Here is a 24980-nt window from a genome sequence, read left to right as displayed (position 1 = left end):
TATTAACTCATGGCCAAAGAAAAATTTTCGCGTAGCAAACCCCACGTCAACGTCGGCACCATCGGACACGTCGACCACGGCAAGACCACCCTGACCGCCGCCCTGACCAAAGTCATGGCCGAAATGCAAGGTGGTGAGGTTAAGGCCTTCGACCAAATCGACAACGCCCCTGAAGAACGTGCGCGCGGTATCACCATCGCCACTTCACACGTCGAGTATGAGTCGCCTGCCCGCCACTACGCCCATGTTGACTGCCCAGGCCATGCTGACTATGTCAAGAACATGATCACCGGCGCCGCGCAAATGGACGGCGCGATCCTGGTCTGTTCCGCCGCTGACGGCCCGATGCCGCAAACCCGCGAGCACATCCTGCTGTCACGCCAAGTCGGCGTGCCTTACATCGTCGTGTTCCTGAACAAAGCCGACATGGTCGACGACGAAGAGTTGTTGGAACTGGTCGAGATGGAAATCCGCGAACTGCTGGACATGTACGAATTCCCAGGCGACGACACCCCGATCATTAAAGGTTCCGCCCTGTTGGCGTTGAACGGCGACACCAGCGACATCGGCGCACCGTCCGTCGTCCGTTTGGTCGAAGCGTTGGACAGCTACATCCCGTTGCCTGAACGTGCCGTCGACGGCGCTTTCCTGATGCCTATCGAAGACGTGTTCTCGATTTCAGGCCGTGGCACGGTGGTTACAGGCCGTATCGAACGCGGTATCATCAAAGTCGGCCAAGAAGTTGAAATCGTCGGCATCCGCCCGACCGTATCGACCACCGTCACTGGTGTCGAAATGTTCCGCAAATTGTTGGACCAAGGCGAAGCGGGCGACAACGTCGGCTTGCTGTTGCGCGGTACCAAACGTGATGATGTCGAGCGCGGCCAAGTCTTGGCGCACAAAAACACCATCAAGCCACACGCCCACTTCAATGCCGAAATTTACGTTTTGTCAAAAGAAGAGGGTGGTCGCCATACGCCGTTCTTCGACGGCTACCGCCCACAGTTCTATTTCCGCACCACCGACGTGACCGGTGCGGTCAAATTGCCCGAAGGTGTCGAAATGGTTATGCCTGGCGACAACATCTCGGTCACGGTGAAATTGATTTCGCCGATTGCGATGGAAGACGGTTTGCGTTTCGCAATCCGTGAAGGTGGCCGTACCGTCGGTGCGGGTGTTGTTGCTTCTATTATTGAGTAATAAATATGTCAAATCAAACTATCAGAATCCGTTTGAAATCATTTGATCATAAATTGATTGATCAATCGGCTGGTGAGATAGTAGAAACAGCAAGAAGAACCGGTGCGCAAGTTAAAGGCCCGATTCCCTTGCCTACTAAAAAAGAGCGTTTCACAATCCTGATCTCTCCGCATGTTAATAAAGATGCTCGCGATCAATATGAGTTGCGGACGTATAAAAGATTGTTGGATATTGTAGAACCGACAGACAAGACTGTAGATGCGTTGATGAAACTGGATCTGGCAGCGGGTGTCGATGTTCAAATAAAATTGAATTAGAAGTAGAGGAATTGGCAAATGTCAATAGGTCTTATTGGTCGTAAATGTGGAATGACCAGAGTTTTTTGTGAAGACGGTTCATCAGTACCCGTGACTGTTGTCCAGATTGAAGCAAATACAGTGACTCAAGTGAAAGGCATCGAACGCGATGGTTATCGCTCGATCCAAGTCACAACCGGTGATAAAAAATCTTCCAGGGTCAACAAAGCAATGTCTGGTCATTACGCTGCGGCTAATGTGACAGCGGGTCGTGGTCTTTGGGAGTTCCGTCTTGAAGAAGGCGAAGGTGATGAATTTAGCACTGGCTCGGTATTGCCGTTGACCCTCTTCACCGAAGGTCAGTATATCGATGTCCAAGGCAGAAGCATTGGTAAAGGTTTTGCCGGCGGTATCAAGCGTCATAACTTTCACATGCAGGATGCTACCCACGGTAACTCCCGTTCGCATAGGGTATTAGGCTCTATCGGTATGAACCAAACGCCGGGCCGGGTTTTCAAAGGCAAAAAGATGGAAGGTCATATGGGGGCGGTGCAAAAAACTATCCAAAACCTGACTATCCATGCCATTGATGAGGAACGGGGTTTGATTTTGGTTAGAGGCTCAGTGCCTGGTGCTGAGGGCGGTGATGTCATTATCACGCCCGCAATGAAAAAGCGGAATAAGGGTTAAGTCATGGGTTTGTATATACCTGCTTTAAACGAAGGCGATTCTGCCGGTCAGCTCGAAGTGGCTGATGCGGTATTCGGTCAGGCTTTCAATGAAACGTTGGTGCATCAGCTGGTCGTCCGCTATATGGCGGGTGGTCGTGCAGGTACTAAAGCGCAAAAAACACGTTCGGATGTCAGCGGCGGCGGTATCAAGCCTTGGCGTCAAAAAGGCACAGGCCGTGCCAGATCCGGTACCACCCGTAGCCCTATCTGGCGCACCGGTGGTGTGACTTTCGCGGCACGCCCCAGATCATACGAACAAAAGTTAAACAAAAAAATGTTCCGCGTGGGCATTAAATCAATCTTGTCCGAGTTGCTCAGACAAGAGCGTCTGGTGGTCAGTCAAGATATTTTGCCGGGTACGCCAAAAACGAAGGAATTGGTCGCCAAGCTGAAAACGCTTGATGCCAAACGGGTCGTGATTATTGTCGAACAGTTAGATGTCAATCTGGCTTTGGCGGCGCGTAACATCCCTTATGTAGAAGTTGTTGAAGCGATAAACTTAAGCCCAGTCCTGTTGGTTTCGGCCGATAAAGTCATCGCTACCCCCCAAGCGCTGAAAATCATTGAGGAGCGTTTATCGTGAGTATGAGTTCGTATCAATTGGCAAACGTCCTGCTGGCACCGATAGTTTCGGAAAAAAGCGCGGCTCTTGCGGAAAGCAACAAACAATTTGTCTTCAAGGTCGATAAACGGGCCAACAAAGACGAAATTAAAAGTGCAGTGGAATTGATGTTTAGTGTTGAAGTTGACTCTGTTAATGTGCTGAACGTTAAAGGTAAACAAAAAAGATCGGCACGTTCATTATATAAAAAGTCCGATTGGAAAAAGGCTTATGTGAAACTTAAGGAAGGGTTTGACATAGAGTTTGCCACTGCTTAATTCAGTTACGTCAAAGGTCAATAGGAAACGGTAAAAAACATGGCTATTGTAAAGTCAAAACCGACATCACCAGGATCACGGTTTGTTGTACGAGTAAAAAACGATGAATTGCATAAGGGTAGCCCTTATGCACCTTTATTAAGCAAAATCAGTAAAAGCGGTGGTCGTAACAACCAAGGGCGCATAACAACACGTCATGTTGGTGGTGGTCATAAACAACAATACCGTATTATTGATTTTAAAAGAAACAAAACCAATATCCCTGCGGTAGTCGAGCGTTTGGAATACGATCCGAATCGTACCGCCAACATCGCCTTAGTCCTGTATAAAGACGGCGAGCGCAGATATATTATTGCCCCAAAAGGTCTGCAAGTCGGCCAAGAGATCATCTCTTCCGAGACCGTGCCTGTCAAAACAGGCAACTGTATGCCTTTAAGAAACATCCCGATGGGTACTACCCTGCATTGTGTTGAACTGAAACCCGGCAAAGGCGCACAAGTCGCCAGAAGCGCAGGCACTTCAGTGCAATTGGTTGCTAGGGACGGCGCCCATGCCACCATCAGAATGCGTTCTGGTGAAATGCGTAAAGTGATGGCCGACTGTTTGGCGGTTATTGGTGAAGTCTCCAATGCCGAACATAACCTGATCTCATTAGGTAAAGCCGGTGCGTCAAGATGGCGGGGTGTCCGTCCTACTGTCCGAGGTGTTGTTATGAACCCTGTCGACCATCCGCATGGTGGTGGTGAAGGTCGTACTTCCGGCGGCAGACATCCGGTATCACCGTGGGGTATGCCGACTAAAGGCTACAAAACCAGAAAAAACAAACGTACTGATAATATGATTATCAGACGCCGTAAGTAGAATAGAGAGGGATTAACGTGCCGCGCTCAATTAAAAAAGGTCCTTTTATTGATCACCATCTTCTGAAGAAAGTTGAAGATGCCGTAAACAGCAATAATCGGAAACCAATTAAAACATGGTCGAGAAGATCAATGATCATTCCCGACATGCTCGGTTTGACCATTGCTATACATAATGGCAAGCTCCATATTCCAGTGTTGATTTCTGAAAATATGATAGGCCATAAATTAGGTGAATTTGCACCTACCCGTACATATAAAGGCCATGTGGCTGATAAGAAATCGAGATAGGGGCTTGTAGATAATGGAAATTTCCGCAAAATTAAGTAATGCGCCTTTATCTGCCCAAAAAGCCCGTCTGGTCGGCGATCAAATTCGTGGCCTGGCGGTTGATAAGGCTCTGAACACATTGAAGTTCAGCTCCAAAAAAGCTGCCGCTATCATAAAGAAAATACTCGAATCGGCTATCGCTAATGCGGAGCACAATGAGAGTATTGATATTGATGATTTAAGGGTGTCCACCGTTTTTGTCAACGAAGGGCCAACTATGAAACGGTTTAAGGCGAGAGCCAAAGGACGTGCGAACCATATCCTTAAGAGAACCTGTCATATCACAATTAGCGTTGCAGAATTCGAGTAGGGGTTTATAGATATGGGTCAGAAAGTACATCCAACGGGCATACGCCTTGGCATTGTCAAAGATTGGAATTCAAGATGGTATGCGAGTTCGCAAGATTACCCAATTTTTCTGCATCAAGATCTGAAGATCAGGGAATTTATCAGAAAAAAATTGGCTAACGCCTCAGTGAGCCGCATCCAAATCAACCGTCCGGCTAACAACGCCCACATCACCATCCATACCGCAAGACCCGGTATTGTGATCGGTAAAAAAGGCGAAGACATTGATGTGTTGAAGCAAGAAATATCAAAAATGATCGGTATCCCCGTTCAAGTTAACGTTGAAGAGATCAGAAAGCCTGAATTGGACGCGCAGTTGGTTGCCGAAGGCATTGCCCAACAGCTTGAAAAACGGATTATGTATCGCCGCGCCATGAAACGTGCCGTGACCAACACCATGCGTTTGGGTGCCGAAGGCATCAAAATCAGCATCGGTGGCCGTCTGAACGGTGCTGAGATTGCGCGTACCGAATGGTATCGGGAAGGTCGTGTGCCTTTGCATACCCTGCGTGCCGACATCGATTATGCGACCGCCGAAGCGAACACCACCTATGGAATTATCGGTATCAAAATCTGGATATTCAAAGGTGAAGTCTTCGACATGGACGCGCATATCGCCTCCATTAATTCTGAATCTAAAAAATAGTTGAAGGGAAAAAGTCATGCTTCAACCTAAAAGAACCAAATTTCGTAAGCAACACAAAGGCAGAAACAACGGTACGGCCGTCAAAGGTTCGTCTGTCAGCTTTGGTGAATACGGCTTGAAATCCATCAGCCGTGGCAGATTGACCGCCCGCCAAATCGAATCTGCACGTCGTACCATTACCCGTCACGTCAAGCGTGGCGGTAAAATCTGGATCAGAATATTTCCAGATAAGCCAATTACCAAAAAACCATTAGAAGTTCGTATGGGAAAAGGGAAGGGTAGTGTAGAATACTGGGTTGCACAAATCAGACCTGGCACAATGCTGTACGAAATCCAAGGGGTTTCCGAAGAGCTGGCCCGCGAAGCGTTTACGCTTGCCGCCGCCAAGTTGCCATTAAAAACACTCTTTACCGTTCGGACCATAATGTAATGAAAGCAACCGAATTACGTCAAAAAACCCAAGCCGAATTACAGGCTATGTTGCTCGAGCTGTCACGCGAGCGATTTAACCTTAGAATGCAAAAAGCCACAGGCCAGCTTTCTAAGTCAGACCAAGTGAGAAAAGTAAGACGTGATATCGCACGTATCCAGACAGTATTAACACAAATGGTAGGTGCATGATATGAGCGAAGCCGTCACTAAATTAAGAACCATCTCCGGTCGGGTGGTCAGCAACAAAATGGACAAAACCATCACGGTTTTGGTTGAGCGGGTGGTCAAACACTCCGTTTATGGCAAGTACATTAAACGTTCGACTAAAATGATGGCCCATGATGAGAACAATGTTTGCCAAGAAGGCGATCTTGTTTCAATAGCCTCTTGCAGACCGTTGTCAAAGAACAAAACATTTATGCTTGTTCAGGTCTTAGAAAGTTCGAACAAATAGCAGCAGCTATTTATATACAGTCAAATTAGGAATAGATCATGATTCAGATGCAAACTAACCTTGATGTCGCCGATAACAGCGGCGCGAAAAAGGTCATGTGTATCAAAGTCCTGGGTGGCTCGCACCGACGTTATGCCGGCATTGGTGACATCATCAAAGTCAGCATAAAAGATGCGATCCCGCGCGGAAGAGTAAAAAAAGGCGAAGTCTATAACGCCCTGGTCGTCAGAACCCGTAAGGGTGTTCGTCGCCCGGACGGTTCGGTAATCCGTTTCGACGGTAACGCGGCGGTTATTTTAAACAATAACCTGCAACCTTTAGGTACGCGCATTTTTGGCCCAGTAACACGCGAGCTTAGAGGGGAAAAATTTATGAAAATTATCTCTTTGGCTCCTGAAGTATTATAAGGGGAAGAATATGCAAAAAATTAAAAAAGGTGATGACGTTATTGTTCGGACCGGTAAGGACAAAGGCAAAAGCGGCCGTGTGACCCAGGTTCTTAAGAATGATAAAGTATTGGTTGAGGGAATTAACCAAGTCAAAAAGACTCAAAAATCGAACCCAAATACCGGAGCTTCTGGCGGCATCGTCGTAAAAGACATGCCCATCCATATTTCCAATATTGGTTTGTATAATCCTGCGACAAAAAAGGCAGATCGTATTGGCTTTAGAATATTGGAAGATGGAAAAAAAGTCAGATACTTTAAATCTACCAATCAAGTCGTTGATAATTAAGGTGTAGATGGGTTATGGCAAGATTAAAAGAAACATATAAAGAAACCGTGCTTCCGGCATTGATGCAGCAGTTTGGCTACAAGTCCGTCATGCAGGCGCCACGGATCACTAAGATCACTTTAAATATGGGCGTGAGCGGCGCAGTCACCGACAAAAAGGTGTTGCAAGCGGCTGTCGCCGATATGGAAAAAATCGCCGGCCAAAAGCCAGTGGTCACTTTGGCAAGAAAATCCATCGCGGGCTTTAAAATCCGTGACGATATGCCGATTGGCTGCAAAGTGACTTTGCGCAGCGAAAAAATGTACGAGTTTTTGGATCGTCTGATCAGCATCTCAATCCCACGGATCCGCGACTTTAGGGGCCTTAGCCCAAAAAGTTTCGATGGTCGTGGTAACTATTCAATGGGTGTTAAAGAGCAGATCATCTTCCCAGAAATTGATTACGACAAGATTGATGTTTTGCGCGGCATGGATATTACCATCACTACGACAGCACGGACAAATGAAGAAGGTTTAGCGTTGCTGAAACTGTTCAATTTCCCATTTAAGAGCTAAGGGTAGGTTTATCATGGCAAAGAAATCAATGATCGCTCGTGAAGACAAGCGCAAAAAGTTGGTAAAAAAATACAGTGCTAAACGTGACGCTTTGAAAGAAGCCATCAGAAGCCCTAACACATCGTTTGAAGACAAAGAATTGGCGCAAGTGCAACTGCAAAAGCTGCCACGGGATTCGAGCATGTCCAGAGTGCGTAACCGTTGTAATTTGACCGGCCGTCCGCACGGATATTATCGTAAGTTTGGCCTGAGCCGTAACAAGCTGAGAGAAGCCACAATGCGTGGTGACGTGCCTGGCTTAGTTAAGGCTAGCTGGTAATATCTGGTAGATCGAGTTAGGAGAAATAATAATGAGTATGACAGATCCTGTAGCGGATATGCTGACACGCATCAGAAACGGCCAATCGGCAGGTAAGAAATTTATCAAGCAGCCGTCTTCAAAATTGAAAGTGTCGATAGCAAAAGTATTAAAAGAAGAAGGTTATATAACCGATTTTAGTACAGAAACGGTAGGTAATCACATCGAAATGACGGTCGAACTGAAATACTATAAAGGTGTTCCGGTTATCGAAAATATTAAAAGAATTAGTAGACCCGGCTTACGCATCTATAAATCTAAAGATGAGTTGCCAAAGGTTCTTGGTGGTTTGGGTATTGCTATTGTATCAACATCAAATGGTGTTATGACTGACCGGGCTGCACGCGCTATCGGGCATGGCGGCGAAGTTATTTGTACTGTTTGTTAATGTAGGCGTGTTATGTCAAGAATTGCTAAAGCCCCAATCACTATACCTAAGGGTGTAGACGTAAAATTAGAGAACAACAGCGTGACCGTTAAAGGAGCTAAAGGTCTGTTGTCGTTTGCGCTTAATCCGGCAGTCAGCGTCGATATCACTGATGACGTTATGCAACTGGTCTGGAATAAGGATGACAAAATTGCGACCGCCCAAGCAGGTACTGCACGGGCGATTGTCAGTAACATGGTTACTGGTGTTTCTGCGGGTTTTGAAAGAAAACTGACCTTGATCGGTGTAGGTTACAGAGCGCAAGCGAAAGAAACTGTCTTAAGCTTGTCTTTGGGTTACTCCCACCCTGTCGAGTTCGAAATCCCTGCCGGCGTGACGATTGAGACTCCCACTCAAACAGAAATCGTCATCAAAGGCAGCGATAAGCAACAGATAGGGCAAGTGGCCGCCAAAATTAGGGCGTATCGTCCACCTGAACCCTATAAAGGCAAAGGTGTCAGATATGCTGATGAGACTGTTATCAAGAAAGAAGCTAAGAAGAAATAAGGTGGCGTGATGGAAAAGAAGCAAACTCGTATGAAGCGCGCATTGAAATTGCGTTGCAAAATAAAAAAATTAAATGCCATCCGCTTATCGGTTCATAAGACCTCCCAGCATATCTACGCCCAAATCATCAGCGGTGATGGCACCAGCACTTTGGTGAGCGCGTCAACCACACAAGCGGACATCAAATCGGGATTGAAAAATACCGACAACATCCAGGCGGCGGCTGAAGTGGGCAAGCACATCGCCCAACGGGCGCTTGCTGCGGGTATCACTGAGGTTGCTTTTGATCGATCTGGTTTTAAATATCATGGTCGCGTGAAAGCATTGGCTGATGCTGCGCGTGAAGTCGGCTTGAAGTTTTAGGAGAATAAAATGTCTACAGCACCTGCCCAAGGCAGTACTGACGGTTTGCAAGAGAAGCTCGTTAACGTAAGACGGGTAGCGAAAGTGGTTAAAGGTGGCCGCGTGTTCGGCTTTACCGCCCTGACAGTGGTCGGCGACGGCGCAGGCCGTGTCGGTTACGGTGTGAGCAAAGCCCGCGAAGTGCCAATTGCCATCCAAAAATCATTGGAGCAAGCCCGCAAAAACATGCGTAAAGTGTCTCTGAAAGGCGACACCTTACAATACCCGATCATGAACACCACCGGAGCGGCGAAAGTTTACATGCAGCCTGCTTCCGAAGGTACGGGCATTATCGCGGGCGGCGCGATGCGTGCGGTTTTTGAAGTTGTCGGCGTACATAATGTCTTGGCAAAATGTATCGGCACCAACAACCCCATCAACGTGGTCAGAGCAACCATCAACGGCCTTACTGGAATGCACAACATCAACCAAATAGCCGCCAAACGTGGTTTATCTGTCGATCAAATTATCGGATAACGTAACATGGCTACTAATAAATTGAGTGTGACAATGATTAAGAGCAAGTTTGGGCGTTTACCCAGACATCAAGCGTGTCTGAAAGGCTTGGGTCTGCGTAAGATGCATCAAACCGTTGAAGTTCTTAATACGCCAGAAAACAGAGGCATGATAAATAAAATATCGTATATGCTAAAAGTTGAGGAAGTATAATGTTTCTGAATACCATACAGTCCAGTGAAGGATCACGCAAAAAATCCAGACGCGTAGGCCGGGGTATCGGCTGTACGATGGGCAAAACTTGCGGAAGAGGCCATAAAGGTCAAAAAGCCAGAAGTGGCGGCTTCCACAAAGTCGGTTTCGAAGGCGGTCAGATGCCTTTGCAACGCCGTTTGCCGAAAGTCGGCTTTAAATCAAGATCACAAAAATTCTCTGCCGAAGTCCGTTTGAGCGAGCTGAACGGCCTGACTTCTGAGGTCATTGATTTGAAGGCATTGATTGACGCGAATATCGTCCCTGCTTTTACTAAGTTAGCAAAAATCATTAAATCGGGTGAAGTCACTAAAGCTGTCACCATTAAAGGGATTAATGTTACTGGTGGCGCACGTGTAGCCATTGAAGCGCTTGGTGGAACAATAGAGGCTTAATTCAGTGAATACTCCAAGAGCGCAAATGACCAACAAGCCGGGCAATTTTTCCGAGCTGCAAGCAAGATTGTTTTTTGTCTTAGGTGCCTTTGTGGTGTATCGGGTCGGGGCGCATATCCCGGTTCCTGGCATAGACCCTAAAGCGCTGGCCATTATGTTTGAACAGCAGAGCGGCTCAATTTTGGACATGTTCAACATGTTCTCAGGTGGGGCTTTGATGCGTTTAAGTCTTTTTGCTCTGGGTATCATGCCTTATATTTCCGCATCAATCATTATGCAGTTGATGACGGTGGTGCTGCCTTCAATGGAGCAGATGAAGAAAGAAGGTGAGGCGGGCAGACGTAAAATCTCCCAATTTACCCGCTATGGGACGGTGGTCTTGGCCACCTTCCAGGCGATTGGCATTTCCTTGGCCTTACAAAACCAAACAGCCGGCGGTTTGTCGGTCGTTTTGCATCCTGGCTTCGGTTTTATCGCCGTCACGACCATCACCTTAGTGACCGGAACGGTCTTTTTGATGTGGTTGGGCGAGCAAGTCACCGAGCGAGGTATCGGTAACGGCATCTCCATGATTATCTTCGCCGGTATCGTCTCAGGTTTGCCTAAAGCGGTCGCCAGTACCTTGGAGCTTGCGCAAACGGGCGAAATGAACGGCGGCTTTATCCTGTTGCTGTTCTTGTTGTCGGTCGCCGTCACCGCCTTAGTGGTGTTTGTTGAGCGCGGCCAAAGAAGGATTCTGATTAACTACCCTAAACGCCAGCAAGGCCGCAAGCTTTATGCCGCACAAAGTAGTTTCTTACCCTTAAAAATAAATATGGCGGGTGTTATCCCCCCCATATTTGCTTCCAGTATCATCCTGTTCCCTGCGACGATTGCGGGCTGGTTTGGTAATGCGGAAGGTTTTGCCTGGCTACAGGATATTGCCACCATGCTCTCACCAGGCCAGCCTGTGTATGTGTTGCTGTATGCTACCGCCATCGTCTTCTTTTGCTTTTTCTATACCGCATTGGTGTTCAATTCAAAAGAGACTGCTGAAAATTTAAAAAAATCTGGTGCATTCTTACCCGGTATCAGACCCGGTTTGCAAACTAGCATGTATATCGACAAGGTGATGACCCGGTTAACGTTAATCGGTGCGTTTTATATCACGCTGGTCTGTTTGTTGCCGGAGTTTTTAATCGTGTATTGGAATGTTCCCTTTTATTTTGGCGGAACTTCTTTGTTGATTATTGTCGTAGTGGTTATGGATTTCATTTCTCAAATGCAAACCCATGTAATGTCACAGCAATATGAAGGCTTAATGAAGAAAGCCAATTTAAAGAAATGATTTTGTTGTAAAAACAATTAGGAGTTTGCAGTGAAAGTTCGTGCATCTGTAAAAAAAATTTGTAGAAATTGTAAAATAGTCAAAAGAAACGGTGTCGTTCGGGTTATCTGCCTTGATGGCAGACATAAACAGCGACAAGGTTGATTTTGTTGTGTCTTTATTTCTATAGTGCTATAATTCGGCACTTAACTTTAGAATATTAGTCAAAGGGGTATCTGAATGGCACGTATTGCCGGGATAAATGTACCAGATCATAAGCACGCAGTTATTGCCTTAACTGCGATTTATGGAGTTGGCCGTCAAACTGCATCTGAAATTTGTGCGGAAGTAGGTATATTGCCGTCCATTAAAATAAAAGAATTAACCGAAGATCAGTTGGAAACGATTCGTGGAGTCGTTTCAAAGATGACAGTGGAAGGTGATCTTCGCCGCGAAGTTTCTATGAATATTAAACGCTTAATGGATCTAGGTTGTTATCGCGGGATTAGGCATCGCCGTGGTCTGCCGTTAAGGGGGCAACGGACAAGAACCAATGCCCGGACTAGAAAAGGTCCGCGTAAACCTATTAGAAAATAAGATATTCTTTAAAGAGAAAAAGTAAATGGCTAGTCCAAATCGTTCAAGAAAACGTATTAAAAAAGAAGTGGTTGACGGTATCGTCCATGTCCATGCGTCTTTTAATAATACTATAATAACAATAACCGATAGAAAAGGGAACGCTCTGTCTTGGGCTACCTCTGGCGGTTCCGGTTTTCGTGGTTCAAGAAAAAGTACCCCGTTCGCCGCACAGGTTGCCGCTGAAAAAGCGGGTATTGTTGCCCAAGAGTTTGGCATGAAAAACTTAGATGTACTGGTTAAAGGTCCAGGTCCTGGACGTGAATCTGCGGTTAGATCGTTAAATAACCTCGGCTTCAAAATCACCAATATTATTGATGTCACTCCCATTCCTCACAATGGTTGCCGTCCACCTAAGAAACGCCGCGTATAGAGAATTTGGAGCAATAATATGGCAAGATATCTAGGCCCTACCTGTAAATTAAGCCGAAGAGAAGGCGCTGACCTGCTGTTAAAAAGCAGAGGCAAATCTTTGGAAGGCAAATGTAAATTAGACCAAAGACCCGGTCAGCATGGCACCAAGCGTGCCAGAAATTCTGACTATGCGATGCAGTTACGCGCTAAACAGCGTTTGCGCCGCATCTACGGTGTTTTGGAAAAGCAATTTAGAAACTATTACAAAATTGCTGATATGAAAAAAGGCGCGACAGGTGAGAACTTGTTGAACCTGCTGGAATCAAGACTGGACAACGTCGTTTACCGTATGGGTTTCGCGTCAACCAGAGCCGAAGCCCGCCAATTGGTCAGCCACAAATCCATGCAAGTGAACGGTGTGCTGATTAATATCCCGTCTTACCAAGTCGCCCCTGGCGATGTGGTGGCCGTGCGTGAAAAAGCGAAAAAACAACAACGTATTATTGATGCGTTGGCAGTGACCGAGCAGTATGGTTTTCCGGCATGGGTTGATGTCAACTCAAAAAATATGACAGGTACATTCACTTCATTACCTGATCGCGTTGATTTAGGTACCGATATTAATGAACAGTTAGTTGTCGAGCTTTACTCTAAATAATTGAAATTCGAGGGATATAAATGCAGAATTCTATTTCTGGCTTATTGAAGCCTCGTCTTGTTGAGGTTGTAAATAAAACCCCTAACCATTCAAGAATTGTTATTGAGCCGCTTGAACGTGGCTTTGGCCATTCTTTAGGTAATGCCTTGAGAAGGGTTTTGCTGTCAACTATTCCAGGTTGTGCAGTCACTGATGTAGAGATTGAAGGCGTACTTCATGAATACACCACCATCGAAGGCGTTCAGGAAGATGTTATCGACATTCTGCTTAATTTGAAAAAATTGGCGGTAATCCTACATTCAAAAGATGAAGTCGAGCTTACCCTGTCTAAAAATGGCGCAGGCAGCGTTTTGGCGGGTGATATTACTCTGCCGCACGATGTCGAAATCGTCAACCCTGATCTGGTGATCGCCAACTTGACCCAAGCTGGCGTATTGAACATGAAGATCAGAGTGCGTCGTGGCCGTGGTTACGAGCCTGTCAGTGTGCGTAAGGCGTTGCAAGGCTATAACGCGCCCGCCATGGGTTCTTTGCAGTTGGATGCCTCATACAGCCCAGTTATGAAAGTGGCTTATCAGGTTGAAAGCACCCGTGTCGAACAGCGTACTAATTTGGACAAACTGATTATTGAGTTAGAGACAAACGGAACTGTCGATCCAGAGCAGACTATTAAGCTCGCCGCAACTATCTTGCATGAGCAATTGTCTGTCTTTGTTGATTTTGAAAAAGTCAATGATCAGCTTGAAGAAGAGAAAGTGGAAGTTGAAGAAATCTTCGAACCTGTATTGCTTCGTCCGGTTGATGATCTTGAATTGACTGTCCGTTCAGCCAATTGCTTAAAAGCCGAAAATATTTTCTATATTGGTGATTTGATCCAACGTACCGAAGTCGAGCTGTTAAAAACGCCTAACCTTGGTAAGAAATCATTGACCGAGATAAAAGATATACTGGCATTGAAAGGCTTGTCGTTGGGTATGCGCTTGGAGAATTGGCCGCCTGACAATCTGGCCGACCAATCCCATTCAACAACACATTAATATTATTAGGTCATCATTACCATGAGACATCGTAAATCAGGTAGAAAATTTAATATGAACAGTAGCCACCGTAAGGCGCTGTTCAGCAATATGGTCAATTCACTGTTCAAGCATGAATTGATCAAAACCACGTTACCGAAAGCTAAAGAATTAAGGGGTTTTGCTGAACCCCTGATTACTTTATCTAAAGAAGACAGCGTTGCCAAAAGACGTATGGCATTTGCTAAACTGCGTGACCGCGATATGGTCACTAAATTGTTTAACGAACTCGGCCCACGTTATAAAGACCGTTCAGGCGGTTATTTGCGGATTATGAAATGCGGTTTCAGATCCGGCGACGACACCCCAATGGCCTATGTTGAGTTAGTTGACAGACCAGAGTGATGCCGGGCTTTTTGGCCTACATTTCCTTAAGGTTGCCGTTTAGAGAATTCCGCCCTGCAAAAGTTTTGCACGGCGGAATTTTTCGTTTTGGGGTGGGCGGTTTATCAACCGCATTATCAGGCTAATAGTACGGTGCCGACTTCTTTGTAAATGCCTGTCTTGGGCGAATCAGTACCGTTATTGTCTTTTGTTGCCCGTCATTTCTGACGACATTCCCTGCCGCTAAAAATCCTGACAAAATTTGACTGGATTCATTTGCATAACATCAGTTAGTATTTCACCCATCTTCTTTGGGCAGGTTTTTTTTGCCTGAGAAGATTATGCCTTGATTTTTTTAGGTTTTCACTTAACAAGAAGACAGCAAGCCCGCCACAGTAGGTGGTGTAGGCTGAAACAAGCTGCCGCTTCCGTAGCGAAGCTATCATTTAGAGGAGGGGATGTTATGCAAATGTATTTAGACATGATCCAAACTTACCTAGGCGGCACGGCCGGCCTAGGGGCGGCGGGTATCGCCATTGCTGTGTTGCTGTGTTTGTCTGTCCGCGCCCGTTATCGCGCTATATTGCTGAAACGCGATCAAGAACTGGCGCAAGTGCAGGCCGCTTATAGTGAGCTTGATGGAGCGATGACGCAGGCTAAACAACAGACGGTTGAGGTGTTGGCCAGTTTGAATACGGCCTTAGCCATCGAGCCGGAAGCCGGGGAAGAGGCTAGCGTTTGGCAACAGCAAAACGGGGCGGTCGCTAAGGCCATTAGCCGTTTGGTAGAGCAGGATGGGTCTTTGGAACAATCCGCCCAAGCCTTGGTTGAGCAGCAAGAGCTTGCCGCCAGCGTTTTGGCAAAACTGCAAGGGAAAATCAGTCAGCAAAAAGCGTATATAGCTGGCTTAGAAATGGCGCGTCTGCGGGTGTTTGACGATTTAAACCAATCGGCGCAACATGTCCGCCAATTAAACGCGGCCTTAGAGCGGCAAGCCAAAGCCGCCAAGCCCGACGAGAAGCTGGTACGGCAAAATCAGGCCTATAAAACGGCCCTTGAAAATTTGCGCTTAAGCCGCCTGACAGTGTTTGACGATTTAAATGCCAGCAGACATAAGCTGCGCCAAACCGAAGCCTTATTAGCGGCCAAGGTTGCCGCCAGCAGTGCCGAAGTGCTGGAATTGCAGACCCAAATCGCCGATTATCAAGCGTATATCGCCAAACTTGAGGTCGATTATTTAAAAGTATCCGATGCACTAGGCATGGCGGTACGCCCTTCGCATCAAATAGCTGACACGTTAACTGAGTTGGTAGAGGAAGGGCAGGCCGCCACGCCGATCGAGGCTAATCCAGCCTCCGAACCGCTAGTGCTGACTCCTGAGCTTACCGCCGCACCGGAGCTTGCGCAAGTTGAACTGGTTGTAGTTGCCGAGCCTGTGTTTGAGCCGCCCGTTGTCCAAGCAGAAGAAGCGGTTGCGGAACCGGTTATTGCTGAGGCGGCTCAGGCAGAGCTTGTTGAGGCTAGTCCGCCTGCCCAGCCTTTGTTTGCCAAATTGCTTAACAGCGTTAAAAACGATTTGCATTTAGGCAAAAAGCCGTCCCTGCCAAGCGAGCCAGCCCCTGAAGCAACCGTTGCCGCCGTTCAGGAAGAAGAGCCGCTTGTCATCGCCGAAGCCGAGCCACCCGCCGCACCCCATAAGCCGGAGTGGTTTAATTTCTTTAAAAAGGCCAGCCAGTCCCGACCGCTAGCATCCGAACCTGAGCAGGCCGTTATCGAGCCTGAACCGGAACCTGAGCAAGCTGTCGCCGTTGAGCCGGAGCCTGCCGCCATACCCAATAAGCCCGAATGGTTTAGCTTTTTGAAAAAAGCGCCGCCGACCGCACCATCAGAACCAGAACCGATTGTCGAGACAGAGCCAGAAATAGCGGAAGCAGCCAGCAATAAACCTGCCTGGTTAGGTTTTTTGAAAAAAGCCGCCCAGACCACGCCGCCTGAACCTGAGCCTATCGCCGAAATAATCCCCGAGCCTACCGAAGCGGTCAGCAAACCGTGGTTTAATGTCTTTAAAAAAGCCCCATCCTTGCCGCCGGAGCCGGAGCCAGCACTTGAGATTGCTGCCGAACCCGCCGCTGACGGCGGTTTGACAAAGCAGTTGCCTGAACAGCTTAAGGGTTGGTATAAAAAAATCACCACCTTGGGGCAGCAGTCGTCTTAACGGAGTCTGAGGGCTTCCATTGCTGATTTAGTTTGAGGACGCGGGCTTCTTGACCCGTAAAAGTGGACAGGATGCCCGCGTTCCCAAGGCTATCAGTCAAGTAAAGTAACGGAGCTTAGTAAGGGGGTAGGGCTACTTGGCAATGGCACGCTATCGACTGCGCGATGGCCGATATTTTTTCACCCTAGCCTAACAAGTTACGTTAAAATGGCGATTTTTTTACGCTATCGGATTGACGCATGTTGAAGAAAAACCTTCTTGCTTTGTTTGCAGCTACGGTATTGGCCGCTTGTACAACTAGCCCTACTGGCCGCAGCCAGTTAATGGTTATGCCTGATGCGCAAATTGACCAAATGGGCCTACAGACCTTTAGCGCCATGAAAACCGAAAAAGCCATTAGCCGCAATCCCCAGTTTAATAAACTGGCCCATTGTGTGGCTAGCGCCATTACCCAGCAGATGGGCGGCAAGTGGGAAGTGGTAGTGTTTGACGATGCCGCCGTTAATGCATTTGCCTTACCCGGCAATAAAATCGGCGTGTATACTGGCTTAATCAAACTGGTAAACGGCAACCAAGACCAATTGGCGGCAGTTATCGGCCATGAAGTAGGGCATGTCTTAGCCAAGCACAGTAATGAACGCGCCTCCGAACAGATGCTCGCCAAGCAGGGCATGGCGTTAGCCCAACAAACCTCGTGGGGGCAAAGCCCCCAAGTTTTAGGTTTGCTCGGCCTCGGTGCGCAATACGGCATACTGTTGCCCTTTAGCCGTACCCATGAAAGCGAAGCGGATGTGATCGGCCAGGAACTGATGGCAAAATCCGGCTTTGACCCCAGACAAAGCATCACCTTATGGGAAAAAATGGCCCAAGCGTCACAAGGCCAGCAACCTGCCGAAATTATGTCCACCCATCCTTCCGATGCCACCCGTATCGGCAATTTACAACAACATATGCCCCAAGCGCTGGCTTACTATGAGCAAGCCCAAGCCGCAGGTAAACGCCCACATTGCCGTTAAACAAGCCGATATTGACAGGAGTCCGCCACTACCGGACACCCTAAGACCTTTTATGCGTTAGACTGAAGCCATGAACCCAAACCTAGCAAGCCTGCATCCTTACCCGTTTGAAAAACTGGCGCAACTGAAGCAGGGCATTACCCCGCCGCATGACAAAGCCCCGATTGTCCTGTCCATTGGCGAACCCAGCCACCCCACGCCGCACTTCATCCAAGAAGCCTTATTAGCGCATAGCCAAGGTTTGGGGATTTATCCCACCACCAAGGGCATTATCGAACTGCGGTTGGCCATTGCCGAATGGTTGGCGCAACGTTACGCGATCCCGGTCGCGGCTCTCGACCCCGATAGCCACGTCCTGCCCGTCAGCGGTACGCGCGAGGCGTTGTTTTCCTTCGCCCAATGCGTTGTTGATGCCAGCGTTGCCGTCAAGCCTTTAGTGGTCATGCCCAACCCGTTTTACCAAATCTACGAAGGCGCGGCCTTGCTGGCGGGGGCGGACACTTATTTCGTCAACACCACCGAAGCGACCGGGTACTTGCCGGATTTTGCCAGCGTCCCCGACAGTGTTTGGCAACGCTGCCAACTGCTCTATATCTGCTCGCCCGGCAATCCCAGCGGCGCGGTCATGTCGCAACAGCAGCAACAAACCTTGCTGAACTTGGCCGAACAACACGACTTTATCATCGCCTCCGACGAATGTTACAGCGAATTGTACGACGACGAAGCCCAACCGCCCGTCGGCCTGTTACAGACCGCCTATGCAATGGGCAACACCGCTTTTAAGCGTTGCGTGGTCTTCCATAGCCTATCCAAGCGTTCCAACGCCCCCGGCTTGCGCTCCGGCTTTGTCGCGGGCGATGCCGACATCTTGCGGCAGTATTTCCAATACCGCACCTACCAAGGCTGCGCCATGCCCCTGCCTACCCAACACGCCAGCATCAAAGCCTGGCAGGACGAGCGGCACGTTATAGACAACCGCCGCTTATACCGCGAAAAATTCACCGCCTTTATCAGCATCCTCAGCGAAGCCTGTCCGGTTAACCAACCGCCCGCCAGCTTCTATGTCTGGCTGAAAACGCCGTTCAGCGACACCGAATTTGCCCGGCAACTGTTCGCCCACGAGAACCTGACCGTATTGCCCGGCAGCTTTCTCTCGCGCGAATTTAACGGCATTAACCCCGGCGCAAATCACGTCAGGATTGCCTTGGTCGCACCCTTGGATGCCTGTATAAAATCCGCCCACCGTATTAAAAACTTCCTTAACATCTTATAAAAAGAACAGCCATGACCTTAGAAAACACCATTAACACCGCTTTTGAAAACCGTGCCGACATCACCCCCAGCACAGCCAGCCCCGAAGTGCGTGAGGCCGTCACCGAAACCCTGAAATTGCTGGACAGCGGCAAACTGCGCGTCGCCGAAAAAATCGACGGCGACTGGGTGACCCACCAATGGTTGAAAAAAGCCGTGTTATTGTCGTTCCGTATCAACGAAAACCGCCTGATGGACGGCGGCAACACCCGTTACTACGACAAAGTGGAATGTAAATTCGCCAACTACAGCGAAGCGGATTTCGCCGAAGCGGGCGTTCGCGTCGTTCCCAATGCCGTCGCCCGCCATGGCTCGTATATCGCCCCTGGCGCTATCCTGATGCCTTCTTACGTCAATATTGGCGCCTACGTTGACAGCGGCACGATGGTCGATACTTGGGTGACGGTCGGCTCTTGTGCGCAAATCGGCAAAAACGTCCACCTGTCCGGCGGTGTCGGCATTGGCGGCGTGTTAGAGCCGCTGCAAGCCAACCCCACCATCATCGGCGACAACTGCTTTATCGGGGCGCGTTCCGAAATCGTCGAAGGCGTGATCGTTGAAGACGGTTGCGTCATTTCCATGGGCGTGTATATCGGCCAAAGCACCAAAATTTTCAACCGCATGACGGGCGAAGTCAGCTACGGACGCATCCCCGCCGGTTCCGTGGTCGTCTCCGGCAACCTGCCTTCGGCAGACGGCACTTACAGCCTGTATTGCGCCGTTATCATCAAACAAGTGGACGAGAGGACCCGCAGCAAAACCGGCATTAACGAGCTGTTGAGAGACTAAGCCCCGCTGCTTGCGGAAGGCCGCGCCGTCGGGCAACTAGCGGACGGACGCGGCATTGTCGTCTAGGCCTTTCGGGTCGGTAAGACCCGAAAGGCTTTAAACGGTGGGTTTATATCTTGCCCAATATTGAAAAGACCACAAAGCTTAACGGCAAGGGCTAGTTTTTTGCTGGGGAAAAGATTAAATTTATGGTTTTGAGCGAATATAAATAGTATAATGATCGTCTTTTTCGACTAGACATAAACTCTTCGGGAAACTATATCGGGGCGTAGCGCAGCTTGGTAGCGCACTTGTCTGGGGGACAAGTGGTCGCAGGTTCAAATCCTGTCGTCCCGACCAATAAAATCAAAAGGTTATAAAATAGCATTTTTTGTATCCAGTCTGTTTTTAGGTTTCGGTATAACATACGGTATAACAATTTTTAGTGCTGGCCGCAGTTAGGCAAAAAATATCCATAATGTTATACATCGCTGTTATTGCCCAATCGTTCCATATCATTTTTATTTTCACCATCTAACTTGGCGAAGCTTTTACAAGCATCAAGTTTCTTCACCTCTTTATTCCTGATTCTTTCTGAATTTCAAGTTTTTTGAAGCTGACCACTATGCAAGGTCAAGCGGTACTTGTATATTTTTGTGGGGTAAAACTAATCAATTCATGTTGCCAAAGTTGCCAAAGTTGCCGCCATGTTTCTTGATAGTTACTGTTAACCCTCGGCTGCCACCAACCCGCTCGATCCGATTGCCGGAGATAATTTCAATGCCAAGTGCTGCCAATGCAGGTGATTGGCGTTTTAACACATCACTTAAGCCTTTTGGCGATTTCGGCCAATTTTCCGTATCATGTCTATGCAAGGCTAATTCTTCAAGCAATGATTTTACGGTGCCATAGAAAATGGTTGATGAATTTGCGGCGCATTTTTCGGCCATTTCGCAGATGGCAACGGCTACTGGTGACGATTCCAGAGTGCGGCCAATACTCTCTGCCCGATTAGCTTTGTATATAGCCTCAAACGTTCCTGGTGAATAACCTTGTATTTGCGCCATTGCTTCACCCAGTTTGGTGAAATCAGCCATGCGGGGCGGATTAATTAGCTTAACGTAGGGAAGTTGTGCCATTGTTGAAACAAATAAATCCAGCAAGCCCCCCAAAATGGATGACTTGGCCGCATTCCATTGGAAATTTATTTCAGTTTCTTCCCTATAGATAATTGATGGCAATTCTATGCTGATAGCTCGGTCGCTTAAGTCTTGGGCAGTGATGACATTGGGTATGGAGTTAATAATGACAGGGCGTTTCACTTCAATGATGGTTTCGTCCGCATTGGTGTAAAGCGTCCGGGTAGCAAAACCGCCCCCTGTGGCCAATGTACAAAGCGCATCTTGGATTTGTGGTGTCAGTTTAGAGAGATTTTCAAAACTCACTAACCAATTACAGCCGGCACTTACAAAAACATCCTCTACAGATTTTGGTGCAGCCCGTAAATTGACCGTGTTATTATCAATCAATTGTCTAAGTTTGCTTTGGGTTGATGATTTAGCACTCCCCTGAGTGCCACACAGGGCTAAAATAGGCTTGGGTGTTTCTGCACGGAAAGTTTCTAAAATCCATGCCAGAACTAAAAGCCTGCTGTTTTCTGGTATGTTGATAAATTGCCATAATAACGAAAAATCCCCACCTATTTGTGGTATCGGTAAAGGTTGCATTGATGCTGGCTTCCAAAATTTTATAGGCGTTTTGTCCCGCAACTTCCAACCTGTAGGCGAAATTTCGATAACACGCAATCTATCGTCCGCTAGGAAGATATAACGACAGCCATTATTTTCCGATACGCGCAAATGTACGGTTTGCTGGTGCCCTTCATGTTTGGCAATGCCTGCTAAGACAAAACTGGCTTGACGAATTGCCGCTTCACTGGCTGATCGACCTGAAGAACCTTCACCGCTTGTGGCTTTGTAATAAGCATAACTTAACCATTCAATAAAATATCGGCTACCAATCGCTAGCGTATGCGTCACTCCATCACTATCGAGTGATACAAAACTCTTATTGGCCTGGGTATCAAAAAACAATTCACAGCGGTTTTTTACCAGTTCAATTAATTCTGAGGCGACGGAATCGCCGGCTTTATTAATATTGTCATGAGGTTGTGCCGATGCTTGATCAATATCCGCCATCAATACCGCACTAGGTTTGGCGGTTTTCAGTTTGGTGCGATAAGTTGCCCATAACTGAGGGTTAGATTTGATTAGTCTAAGCGCATCTAAAAATTGGGCGGAAAACAATTCCTCAGGATTGTTGCCGCAAATTGGCAAAACATCTTCGACTATCTTAATGGCTTCTTCAATAGTGGCAACGTTGGCAATTTGGGCAACTTCATTTTGGCGTTTTTCTCCGTCTGGATTATTTTCAACGTCAACAATAAGTTGATTTTCAATCATTTTAGATTTTGCTTTGTCAACGCTAGCAGAACCATTTAATAGAATGTCATTTTTTGTCATAAGAATTACATCGAAAGCGGACGATCTTGTATCCATTTCGTGATAATATCGGCTCTCCACGCGACAGCCCTCGCACCTATTTTTAAAGGGGCGGGGAATTTTTTATTTTGAATCATTTGATAAATGGTTGATTTTGATAAGCCAACAAACTTACAAACTTTGGGTAAACGCCAGAGTTCAGGTTGTACATTAGTTGATACAGCGGGCGCGGTTAAATTGTTACTATTATCGTATGTCATCGACATCACCTTGTTGGATTGATATACTGAAAAATATGTTTATGCACTAAATAAGACTTACTCGGAAGCAATTTTAAGGAATATAAAATGGTATGTCAATGTAATCACCATTTATTATGAACAGTGATATTGAATTATTGGATGCGCTTAAAGGTTATCTTGGCTATAAAACCGATGTCCAACTGGCTGATTATTTAAAGCTTACAAGGCACGCGATCTATAAAATACGCGCAAATGAAGTGAAATTAGGTAACTTGCAACGGCTCAAAATACTCGACAAACTTGGGTATTTATCAGCCGTTAGTTTCATACAAAGTCTTGCGCCAAAATATCTTGCGGAAGTGATTGCTGAAAAAATTCAGGATCATGCAGCTATCATTGCGTTGGCAGATATAAAAGACGGCGAATCCCCAGAAGCAGACGCACAGCTTCTCGCGTTAGTAAAAAAATTGATTAAAAGTGATACGGACGAGGAACTGGCTAATTTAATTGGCCTTAAAAGAACCTCCCTTTCCATGGTGAGGAAGGCTAAGGCGAGATTTGGTTTATATCCGCGACTGAAAATTCTGAAATTGTTAGACCCTAATATAAACCTTGATGACTTTGAAAAAGCCCTAGAAAGCTCTGATGAACTATTAAAATTGGTTAAAGAATTTTTTAAGAATGCCGCCAACACCCAAGATGACAAGGAACTTACGCTTAAATCTTGAGAAACAGACTCGTTTTCATCGTAAGTCGCTTTTCTAAAGCATCCACCCAGATAAAAATCCGACCTGATCGAATATGGGTTCAAATGTCCTTTCGCTAGGAAACAAAACCAAATTACGCCCGCCAGAGTGAACCGAGCTGGGATAAAGAATTCCATCCAGATTTTTGCCTTTAGCGGGCTGAAATACTAAGGCGAAATACTCTGAAACAACTTGCGATGGCACATATTCAATATGTTCGCTGCCGTCTTTCGTCACTGGCTTTGAAATTTCCTTGCTGCCCTTACTGACATAACGGTAGGACAGGCTTATAACCTGTTCAGACAGTGTAGACATATTTCACCCTAATCCGGTTGTGACCCTGCTCCCATGATAGTGGGAGCAGGGCAGTAGTGGCAGTTTTGCCGCCATCATTAGCCGCCAAAGCGTTGGCGGCTAATGATCCAGTTTTGATAAAAATATCCTTTTACCCAAATATCATGCGCCGGAAACAGATACCAATGTTTTGGTCGCCGCCATACAGCTCAGCCTCCGTGTTATTTAATTCAACAAGCTCGATACCCGCATTCGGATGCCATTGGCTGATGAACGCTAAAGCAGGCTGTTCTGCCGCCTTCGACCCTCCGTCAGTTTCTCTGAATACCTTATTCATTTCGGCAATCAAACTGCAAAAAAACGACCGTATGATCTGCCACCGTTTCTCAAGTTTGTCACCCGACAGGGTGTGACCGCCCAAAAATGGCCAACAATTCAATAATGCCAGAAACAAAACTCCGTTTTTGACCAATTGCTCGGCTGCGGCCATATCAGTCGGCACAGAATGGTGATTGCCCGCGTCCACTGCGGATGGTGTTGTAGGTTTTTCTGTCTTGCTCATAGTGAGATTCCTATCAATCATTTAATAACTGGGCGATAAGCCCATTCAAATCAGTTTTATCCACCAAGGGGTGTCTCCCTTTATTGCCAAGACAGCTGATGTATCGCCCTTTGGTCGGAATGAAGGCCAATATTGCACACAAAACCAAAAAAATAATAAAGGTTAATGAAGAGCACGGCTTACCTAGCCGGCGGAGGGTGTGCAAAAATTGACCTGAGACGCGCAATTTCTGACTCGCTGCGCGAAGCGAGAATATGTGGTTGTCCTGATAGGAAAAGAGTGGTGGTCAGCCCAAATTTCTGTCACAAAACGACAGAAACAACGCTCTATTCAAGCTTCCAATCAAAGAAAAACCCCCGATAACCTCCAAGCTTGAAAAAGCTGTTGTCCGCGTAGGACGTAGGGTTGAGGGGTGTTGTAAAAACCGTTTATGTCCGACATAAACGGTTTTGGGGCGCACGAGGGGGGCAAAACTGAGCCACTGGACGTGGGTGTTTTGGATCGGCGCGGGATGTGGTGGACGCAGGAAAAAAGCCGCAAAAACGGTGTTTTCTGATTGCATCGAAGGAGGATAGTTTTACCTTGGCCTGGCGAGTGCAGGTGGCAAAACGAAGTGAAGCCGACGTTCCTAGTGGAACAAACGGTAAAATGAAATAGTCGATGCCAGCATCAGGGATGCTGTCGATGTGAGTAAAGTTATGCTTATATA

38 protein-coding genes and 1 tRNA gene are annotated in these 24980 nt (G+C 47.2%); 35 read left to right on the top strand and 4 right to left on the bottom strand.

Annotation, left to right across the window (positions count from 1 at the left end; all coding sequences use genetic code 11):
- The first annotated feature begins 9 nt into the window (after positions 1-9).
- The 34 genes from tuf to CEK71_RS05070 all read left to right on the top strand — a co-directional run bounded on the left by tuf (position 10) and on the right by CEK71_RS05070 (position 20286).
- Positions 10-1200 (top strand): elongation factor Tu, encoded by a 1191-nt coding sequence (gene tuf / locus CEK71_RS05235; protein WP_088618399.1) that lies wholly within the window; start codon positions 10-12, stop codon positions 1198-1200.
- A 5-nt stretch (positions 1201-1205) separates the two neighbouring features.
- Entirely contained in the window at positions 1206-1517 is a 312-nt protein-coding gene (gene rpsJ, locus CEK71_RS05230) for a 30S ribosomal protein S10 (protein ID WP_005373966.1), read from the top strand.
- 18 nt (positions 1518-1535) lie between these two features.
- A complete protein-coding gene (gene rplC / locus CEK71_RS05225) occupies positions 1536-2186 on the top strand; it encodes a 50S ribosomal protein L3 (RefSeq protein WP_088618398.1) in 651 nt (216 codons plus the stop codon).
- A gap of 3 nt (positions 2187-2189) precedes the next feature.
- Positions 2190-2810, top strand: a complete 621-nt coding sequence (gene rplD / locus CEK71_RS05220; RefSeq protein WP_088618397.1) for a 50S ribosomal protein L4 — start codon at positions 2190-2192, stop codon at positions 2808-2810.
- Between the two features lie 2 nt (positions 2811-2812).
- Positions 2813-3106 (top strand): 50S ribosomal protein L23, encoded by a 294-nt coding sequence (rplW, locus tag CEK71_RS05215; protein ID WP_198328468.1) that lies wholly within the window; start codon positions 2813-2815, stop codon positions 3104-3106.
- A gap of 39 nt (positions 3107-3145) precedes the next feature.
- Positions 3146-3967, top strand: a complete 822-nt coding sequence (gene rplB, locus CEK71_RS05210) for a 50S ribosomal protein L2 (RefSeq protein ID WP_088618395.1) — start codon at positions 3146-3148, stop codon at positions 3965-3967.
- Positions 3968-3984: 17 nt separating this feature from the next.
- On the top strand, positions 3985-4257 hold the full coding sequence (gene rpsS / locus CEK71_RS05205; RefSeq protein ID WP_088618394.1) for a 30S ribosomal protein S19: 273 nt from the start codon (positions 3985-3987) through the stop codon (positions 4255-4257).
- A gap of 13 nt (positions 4258-4270) precedes the next feature.
- A complete protein-coding gene (rplV, locus tag CEK71_RS05200) occupies positions 4271-4606 on the top strand; it encodes a 50S ribosomal protein L22 (protein WP_088618393.1) in 336 nt (111 codons plus the stop codon).
- A 12-nt stretch (positions 4607-4618) separates the two neighbouring features.
- Entirely contained in the window at positions 4619-5290 is a 672-nt protein-coding gene (gene rpsC / locus CEK71_RS05195) for a 30S ribosomal protein S3 (RefSeq protein WP_088618392.1), read from the top strand.
- A gap of 16 nt (positions 5291-5306) precedes the next feature.
- Positions 5307-5720: a 50S ribosomal protein L16 gene (gene rplP / locus CEK71_RS05190; protein WP_088618391.1), complete on the top strand. Its 414-nt coding sequence runs from the start codon at positions 5307-5309 to the stop codon at positions 5718-5720.
- Positions 5720-5911 (top strand): 50S ribosomal protein L29, encoded by a 192-nt coding sequence (rpmC, locus tag CEK71_RS05185; protein WP_088618390.1) that lies wholly within the window; start codon positions 5720-5722, stop codon positions 5909-5911. The genes rplP and rpmC overlap by 1 nt, the downstream gene beginning before the upstream one ends.
- Position 5912: 1 nt before the next feature.
- Positions 5913-6176, top strand: a complete 264-nt coding sequence (rpsQ, locus tag CEK71_RS05180; RefSeq protein ID WP_088618389.1) for a 30S ribosomal protein S17 — start codon at positions 5913-5915, stop codon at positions 6174-6176.
- 38 nt (positions 6177-6214) lie between these two features.
- Positions 6215-6583, top strand: a complete 369-nt coding sequence (gene rplN, locus CEK71_RS05175; protein WP_088618388.1) for a 50S ribosomal protein L14 — start codon at positions 6215-6217, stop codon at positions 6581-6583.
- A 10-nt stretch (positions 6584-6593) separates the two neighbouring features.
- Positions 6594-6911 (top strand): 50S ribosomal protein L24, encoded by a 318-nt coding sequence (gene rplX, locus CEK71_RS05170; RefSeq protein WP_088618387.1) that lies wholly within the window; start codon positions 6594-6596, stop codon positions 6909-6911.
- Positions 6912-6925: 14 nt separating this feature from the next.
- The gene (gene rplE / locus CEK71_RS05165) at positions 6926-7465 is read left to right on the top strand and encodes a 50S ribosomal protein L5 (protein ID WP_088618386.1); all 540 of its coding nucleotides are present in this window, start codon (positions 6926-6928) and stop codon (positions 7463-7465) included.
- A 13-nt stretch (positions 7466-7478) separates the two neighbouring features.
- On the top strand, positions 7479-7784 hold the full coding sequence (gene rpsN, locus CEK71_RS05160; protein ID WP_088618385.1) for a 30S ribosomal protein S14: 306 nt from the start codon (positions 7479-7481) through the stop codon (positions 7782-7784).
- A 31-nt stretch (positions 7785-7815) separates the two neighbouring features.
- Positions 7816-8211 (top strand): 30S ribosomal protein S8, encoded by a 396-nt coding sequence (gene rpsH, locus CEK71_RS05155; RefSeq protein ID WP_019864917.1) that lies wholly within the window; start codon positions 7816-7818, stop codon positions 8209-8211.
- A 12-nt stretch (positions 8212-8223) separates the two neighbouring features.
- Entirely contained in the window at positions 8224-8757 is a 534-nt protein-coding gene (rplF, locus tag CEK71_RS05150) for a 50S ribosomal protein L6 (RefSeq protein ID WP_088618384.1), read from the top strand.
- A gap of 9 nt (positions 8758-8766) precedes the next feature.
- Entirely contained in the window at positions 8767-9120 is a 354-nt protein-coding gene (rplR, locus tag CEK71_RS05145; protein ID WP_088618383.1) for a 50S ribosomal protein L18, read from the top strand.
- A gap of 9 nt (positions 9121-9129) precedes the next feature.
- Positions 9130-9636, top strand: a complete 507-nt coding sequence (gene rpsE / locus CEK71_RS05140) for a 30S ribosomal protein S5 (RefSeq protein WP_088618382.1) — start codon at positions 9130-9132, stop codon at positions 9634-9636.
- Between the two features lie 6 nt (positions 9637-9642).
- Entirely contained in the window at positions 9643-9828 is a 186-nt protein-coding gene (gene rpmD / locus CEK71_RS05135) for a 50S ribosomal protein L30 (protein WP_088618381.1), read from the top strand.
- A complete protein-coding gene (gene rplO / locus CEK71_RS05130; protein ID WP_088618380.1) occupies positions 9828-10262 on the top strand; it encodes a 50S ribosomal protein L15 in 435 nt (144 codons plus the stop codon). The genes rpmD and rplO overlap by 1 nt, the downstream gene beginning before the upstream one ends.
- Before the next feature lie 25 nt (positions 10263-10287).
- Complete coding sequence (gene secY / locus CEK71_RS05125; protein WP_088618379.1) at positions 10288-11589, top strand: preprotein translocase subunit SecY; 1302 nt, start codon at positions 10288-10290, stop codon at positions 11587-11589.
- 30 nt (positions 11590-11619) lie between these two features.
- Positions 11620-11733: a 50S ribosomal protein L36 gene (gene rpmJ, locus CEK71_RS05120; protein WP_083930166.1), complete on the top strand. Its 114-nt coding sequence runs from the start codon at positions 11620-11622 to the stop codon at positions 11731-11733.
- 75 nt (positions 11734-11808) lie between these two features.
- A complete protein-coding gene (gene rpsM / locus CEK71_RS05115; protein WP_088618378.1) occupies positions 11809-12165 on the top strand; it encodes a 30S ribosomal protein S13 in 357 nt (118 codons plus the stop codon).
- A gap of 25 nt (positions 12166-12190) precedes the next feature.
- A complete protein-coding gene (rpsK, locus tag CEK71_RS05110; RefSeq protein ID WP_088618377.1) occupies positions 12191-12577 on the top strand; it encodes a 30S ribosomal protein S11 in 387 nt (128 codons plus the stop codon).
- 18 nt (positions 12578-12595) lie between these two features.
- Entirely contained in the window at positions 12596-13216 is a 621-nt protein-coding gene (rpsD, locus tag CEK71_RS05105; protein WP_088618376.1) for a 30S ribosomal protein S4, read from the top strand.
- 20 nt (positions 13217-13236) lie between these two features.
- Positions 13237-14253: a DNA-directed RNA polymerase subunit alpha gene (locus CEK71_RS05100; RefSeq protein ID WP_088618375.1), complete on the top strand. Its 1017-nt coding sequence runs from the start codon at positions 13237-13239 to the stop codon at positions 14251-14253.
- A 21-nt stretch (positions 14254-14274) separates the two neighbouring features.
- On the top strand, positions 14275-14637 hold the full coding sequence (rplQ, locus tag CEK71_RS05095; RefSeq protein ID WP_088618374.1) for a 50S ribosomal protein L17: 363 nt from the start codon (positions 14275-14277) through the stop codon (positions 14635-14637).
- A gap of 442 nt (positions 14638-15079) precedes the next feature.
- The gene (locus CEK71_RS05090; RefSeq protein WP_088618373.1) at positions 15080-16831 is read left to right on the top strand and encodes a hypothetical protein; all 1752 of its coding nucleotides are present in this window, start codon (positions 15080-15082) and stop codon (positions 16829-16831) included.
- A 239-nt stretch (positions 16832-17070) separates the two neighbouring features.
- Positions 17071-17847, top strand: coding sequence for a M48 family metallopeptidase (locus tag CEK71_RS05085; RefSeq protein ID WP_088618372.1), 777 nt, complete (start codon positions 17071-17073; stop codon positions 17845-17847).
- Positions 17848-17917: 70 nt separating this feature from the next.
- On the top strand, positions 17918-19120 hold the full coding sequence (gene dapC, locus CEK71_RS05080) for a succinyldiaminopimelate transaminase (RefSeq protein WP_088618371.1): 1203 nt from the start codon (positions 17918-17920) through the stop codon (positions 19118-19120).
- 11 nt (positions 19121-19131) lie between these two features.
- Positions 19132-19947, top strand: a complete 816-nt coding sequence (gene dapD, locus CEK71_RS05075) for a 2,3,4,5-tetrahydropyridine-2,6-dicarboxylate N-succinyltransferase (RefSeq protein ID WP_088618370.1) — start codon at positions 19132-19134, stop codon at positions 19945-19947.
- Between the two features lie 262 nt (positions 19948-20209).
- Positions 20210-20286: transfer RNA gene (locus tag CEK71_RS05070), tRNA-Pro, on the top strand.
- Between the two features lie 311 nt (positions 20287-20597).
- On the opposite strand, the gene CEK71_RS05065 is transcribed toward CEK71_RS05070, so the two are convergent.
- Both CEK71_RS05065 and CEK71_RS24110 read right to left on the bottom strand, forming a co-directional pair.
- Complete coding sequence (locus CEK71_RS05065; protein WP_157679006.1) at positions 20598-22448, bottom strand: hypothetical protein; 1851 nt, start codon at positions 22446-22448, stop codon at positions 20598-20600.
- 5 nt (positions 22449-22453) lie between these two features.
- Complete coding sequence (locus CEK71_RS24110) at positions 22454-22687, bottom strand: helix-turn-helix transcriptional regulator (protein ID WP_088618368.1); 234 nt, start codon at positions 22685-22687, stop codon at positions 22454-22456.
- 116 nt (positions 22688-22803) lie between these two features.
- Here CEK71_RS24110 and CEK71_RS05055 point away from each other — a divergent pair, with 116 nt between their 5' ends.
- Complete coding sequence (locus CEK71_RS05055) at positions 22804-23397, top strand: hypothetical protein (RefSeq protein ID WP_088618367.1); 594 nt, start codon at positions 22804-22806, stop codon at positions 23395-23397.
- A gap of 33 nt (positions 23398-23430) precedes the next feature.
- Here the strand turns inward: CEK71_RS05055 and CEK71_RS05050 are convergent, their stop codons facing one another.
- Both CEK71_RS05050 and CEK71_RS05045 read right to left on the bottom strand, forming a co-directional pair.
- Positions 23431-23730 carry an RES family NAD+ phosphorylase gene (locus CEK71_RS05050; protein WP_088618366.1) on the bottom strand — a complete coding sequence of 100 codons (300 nt, stop codon included), beginning with the start codon at positions 23728-23730 and terminating at the stop codon, positions 23431-23433.
- Positions 23731-23860: 130 nt separating this feature from the next.
- Positions 23861-24271 carry a hypothetical protein gene (locus CEK71_RS05045; RefSeq protein WP_157679005.1) on the bottom strand — a complete coding sequence of 137 codons (411 nt, stop codon included), beginning with the start codon at positions 24269-24271 and terminating at the stop codon, positions 23861-23863.
- Positions 24272-24980: the final 709 nt, after the last annotated feature.

Origin of the sequence: Methylovulum psychrotolerans (assembly GCF_002209385.1) — a bacterium.
GTDB lineage: Bacteria > Pseudomonadota > Gammaproteobacteria > Methylococcales > Methylomonadaceae > Methylovulum > Methylovulum psychrotolerans.
Note: the sequence above shows the minus strand (reverse complement) of the source record. Positions and strands in the feature narration are given on the sequence as shown.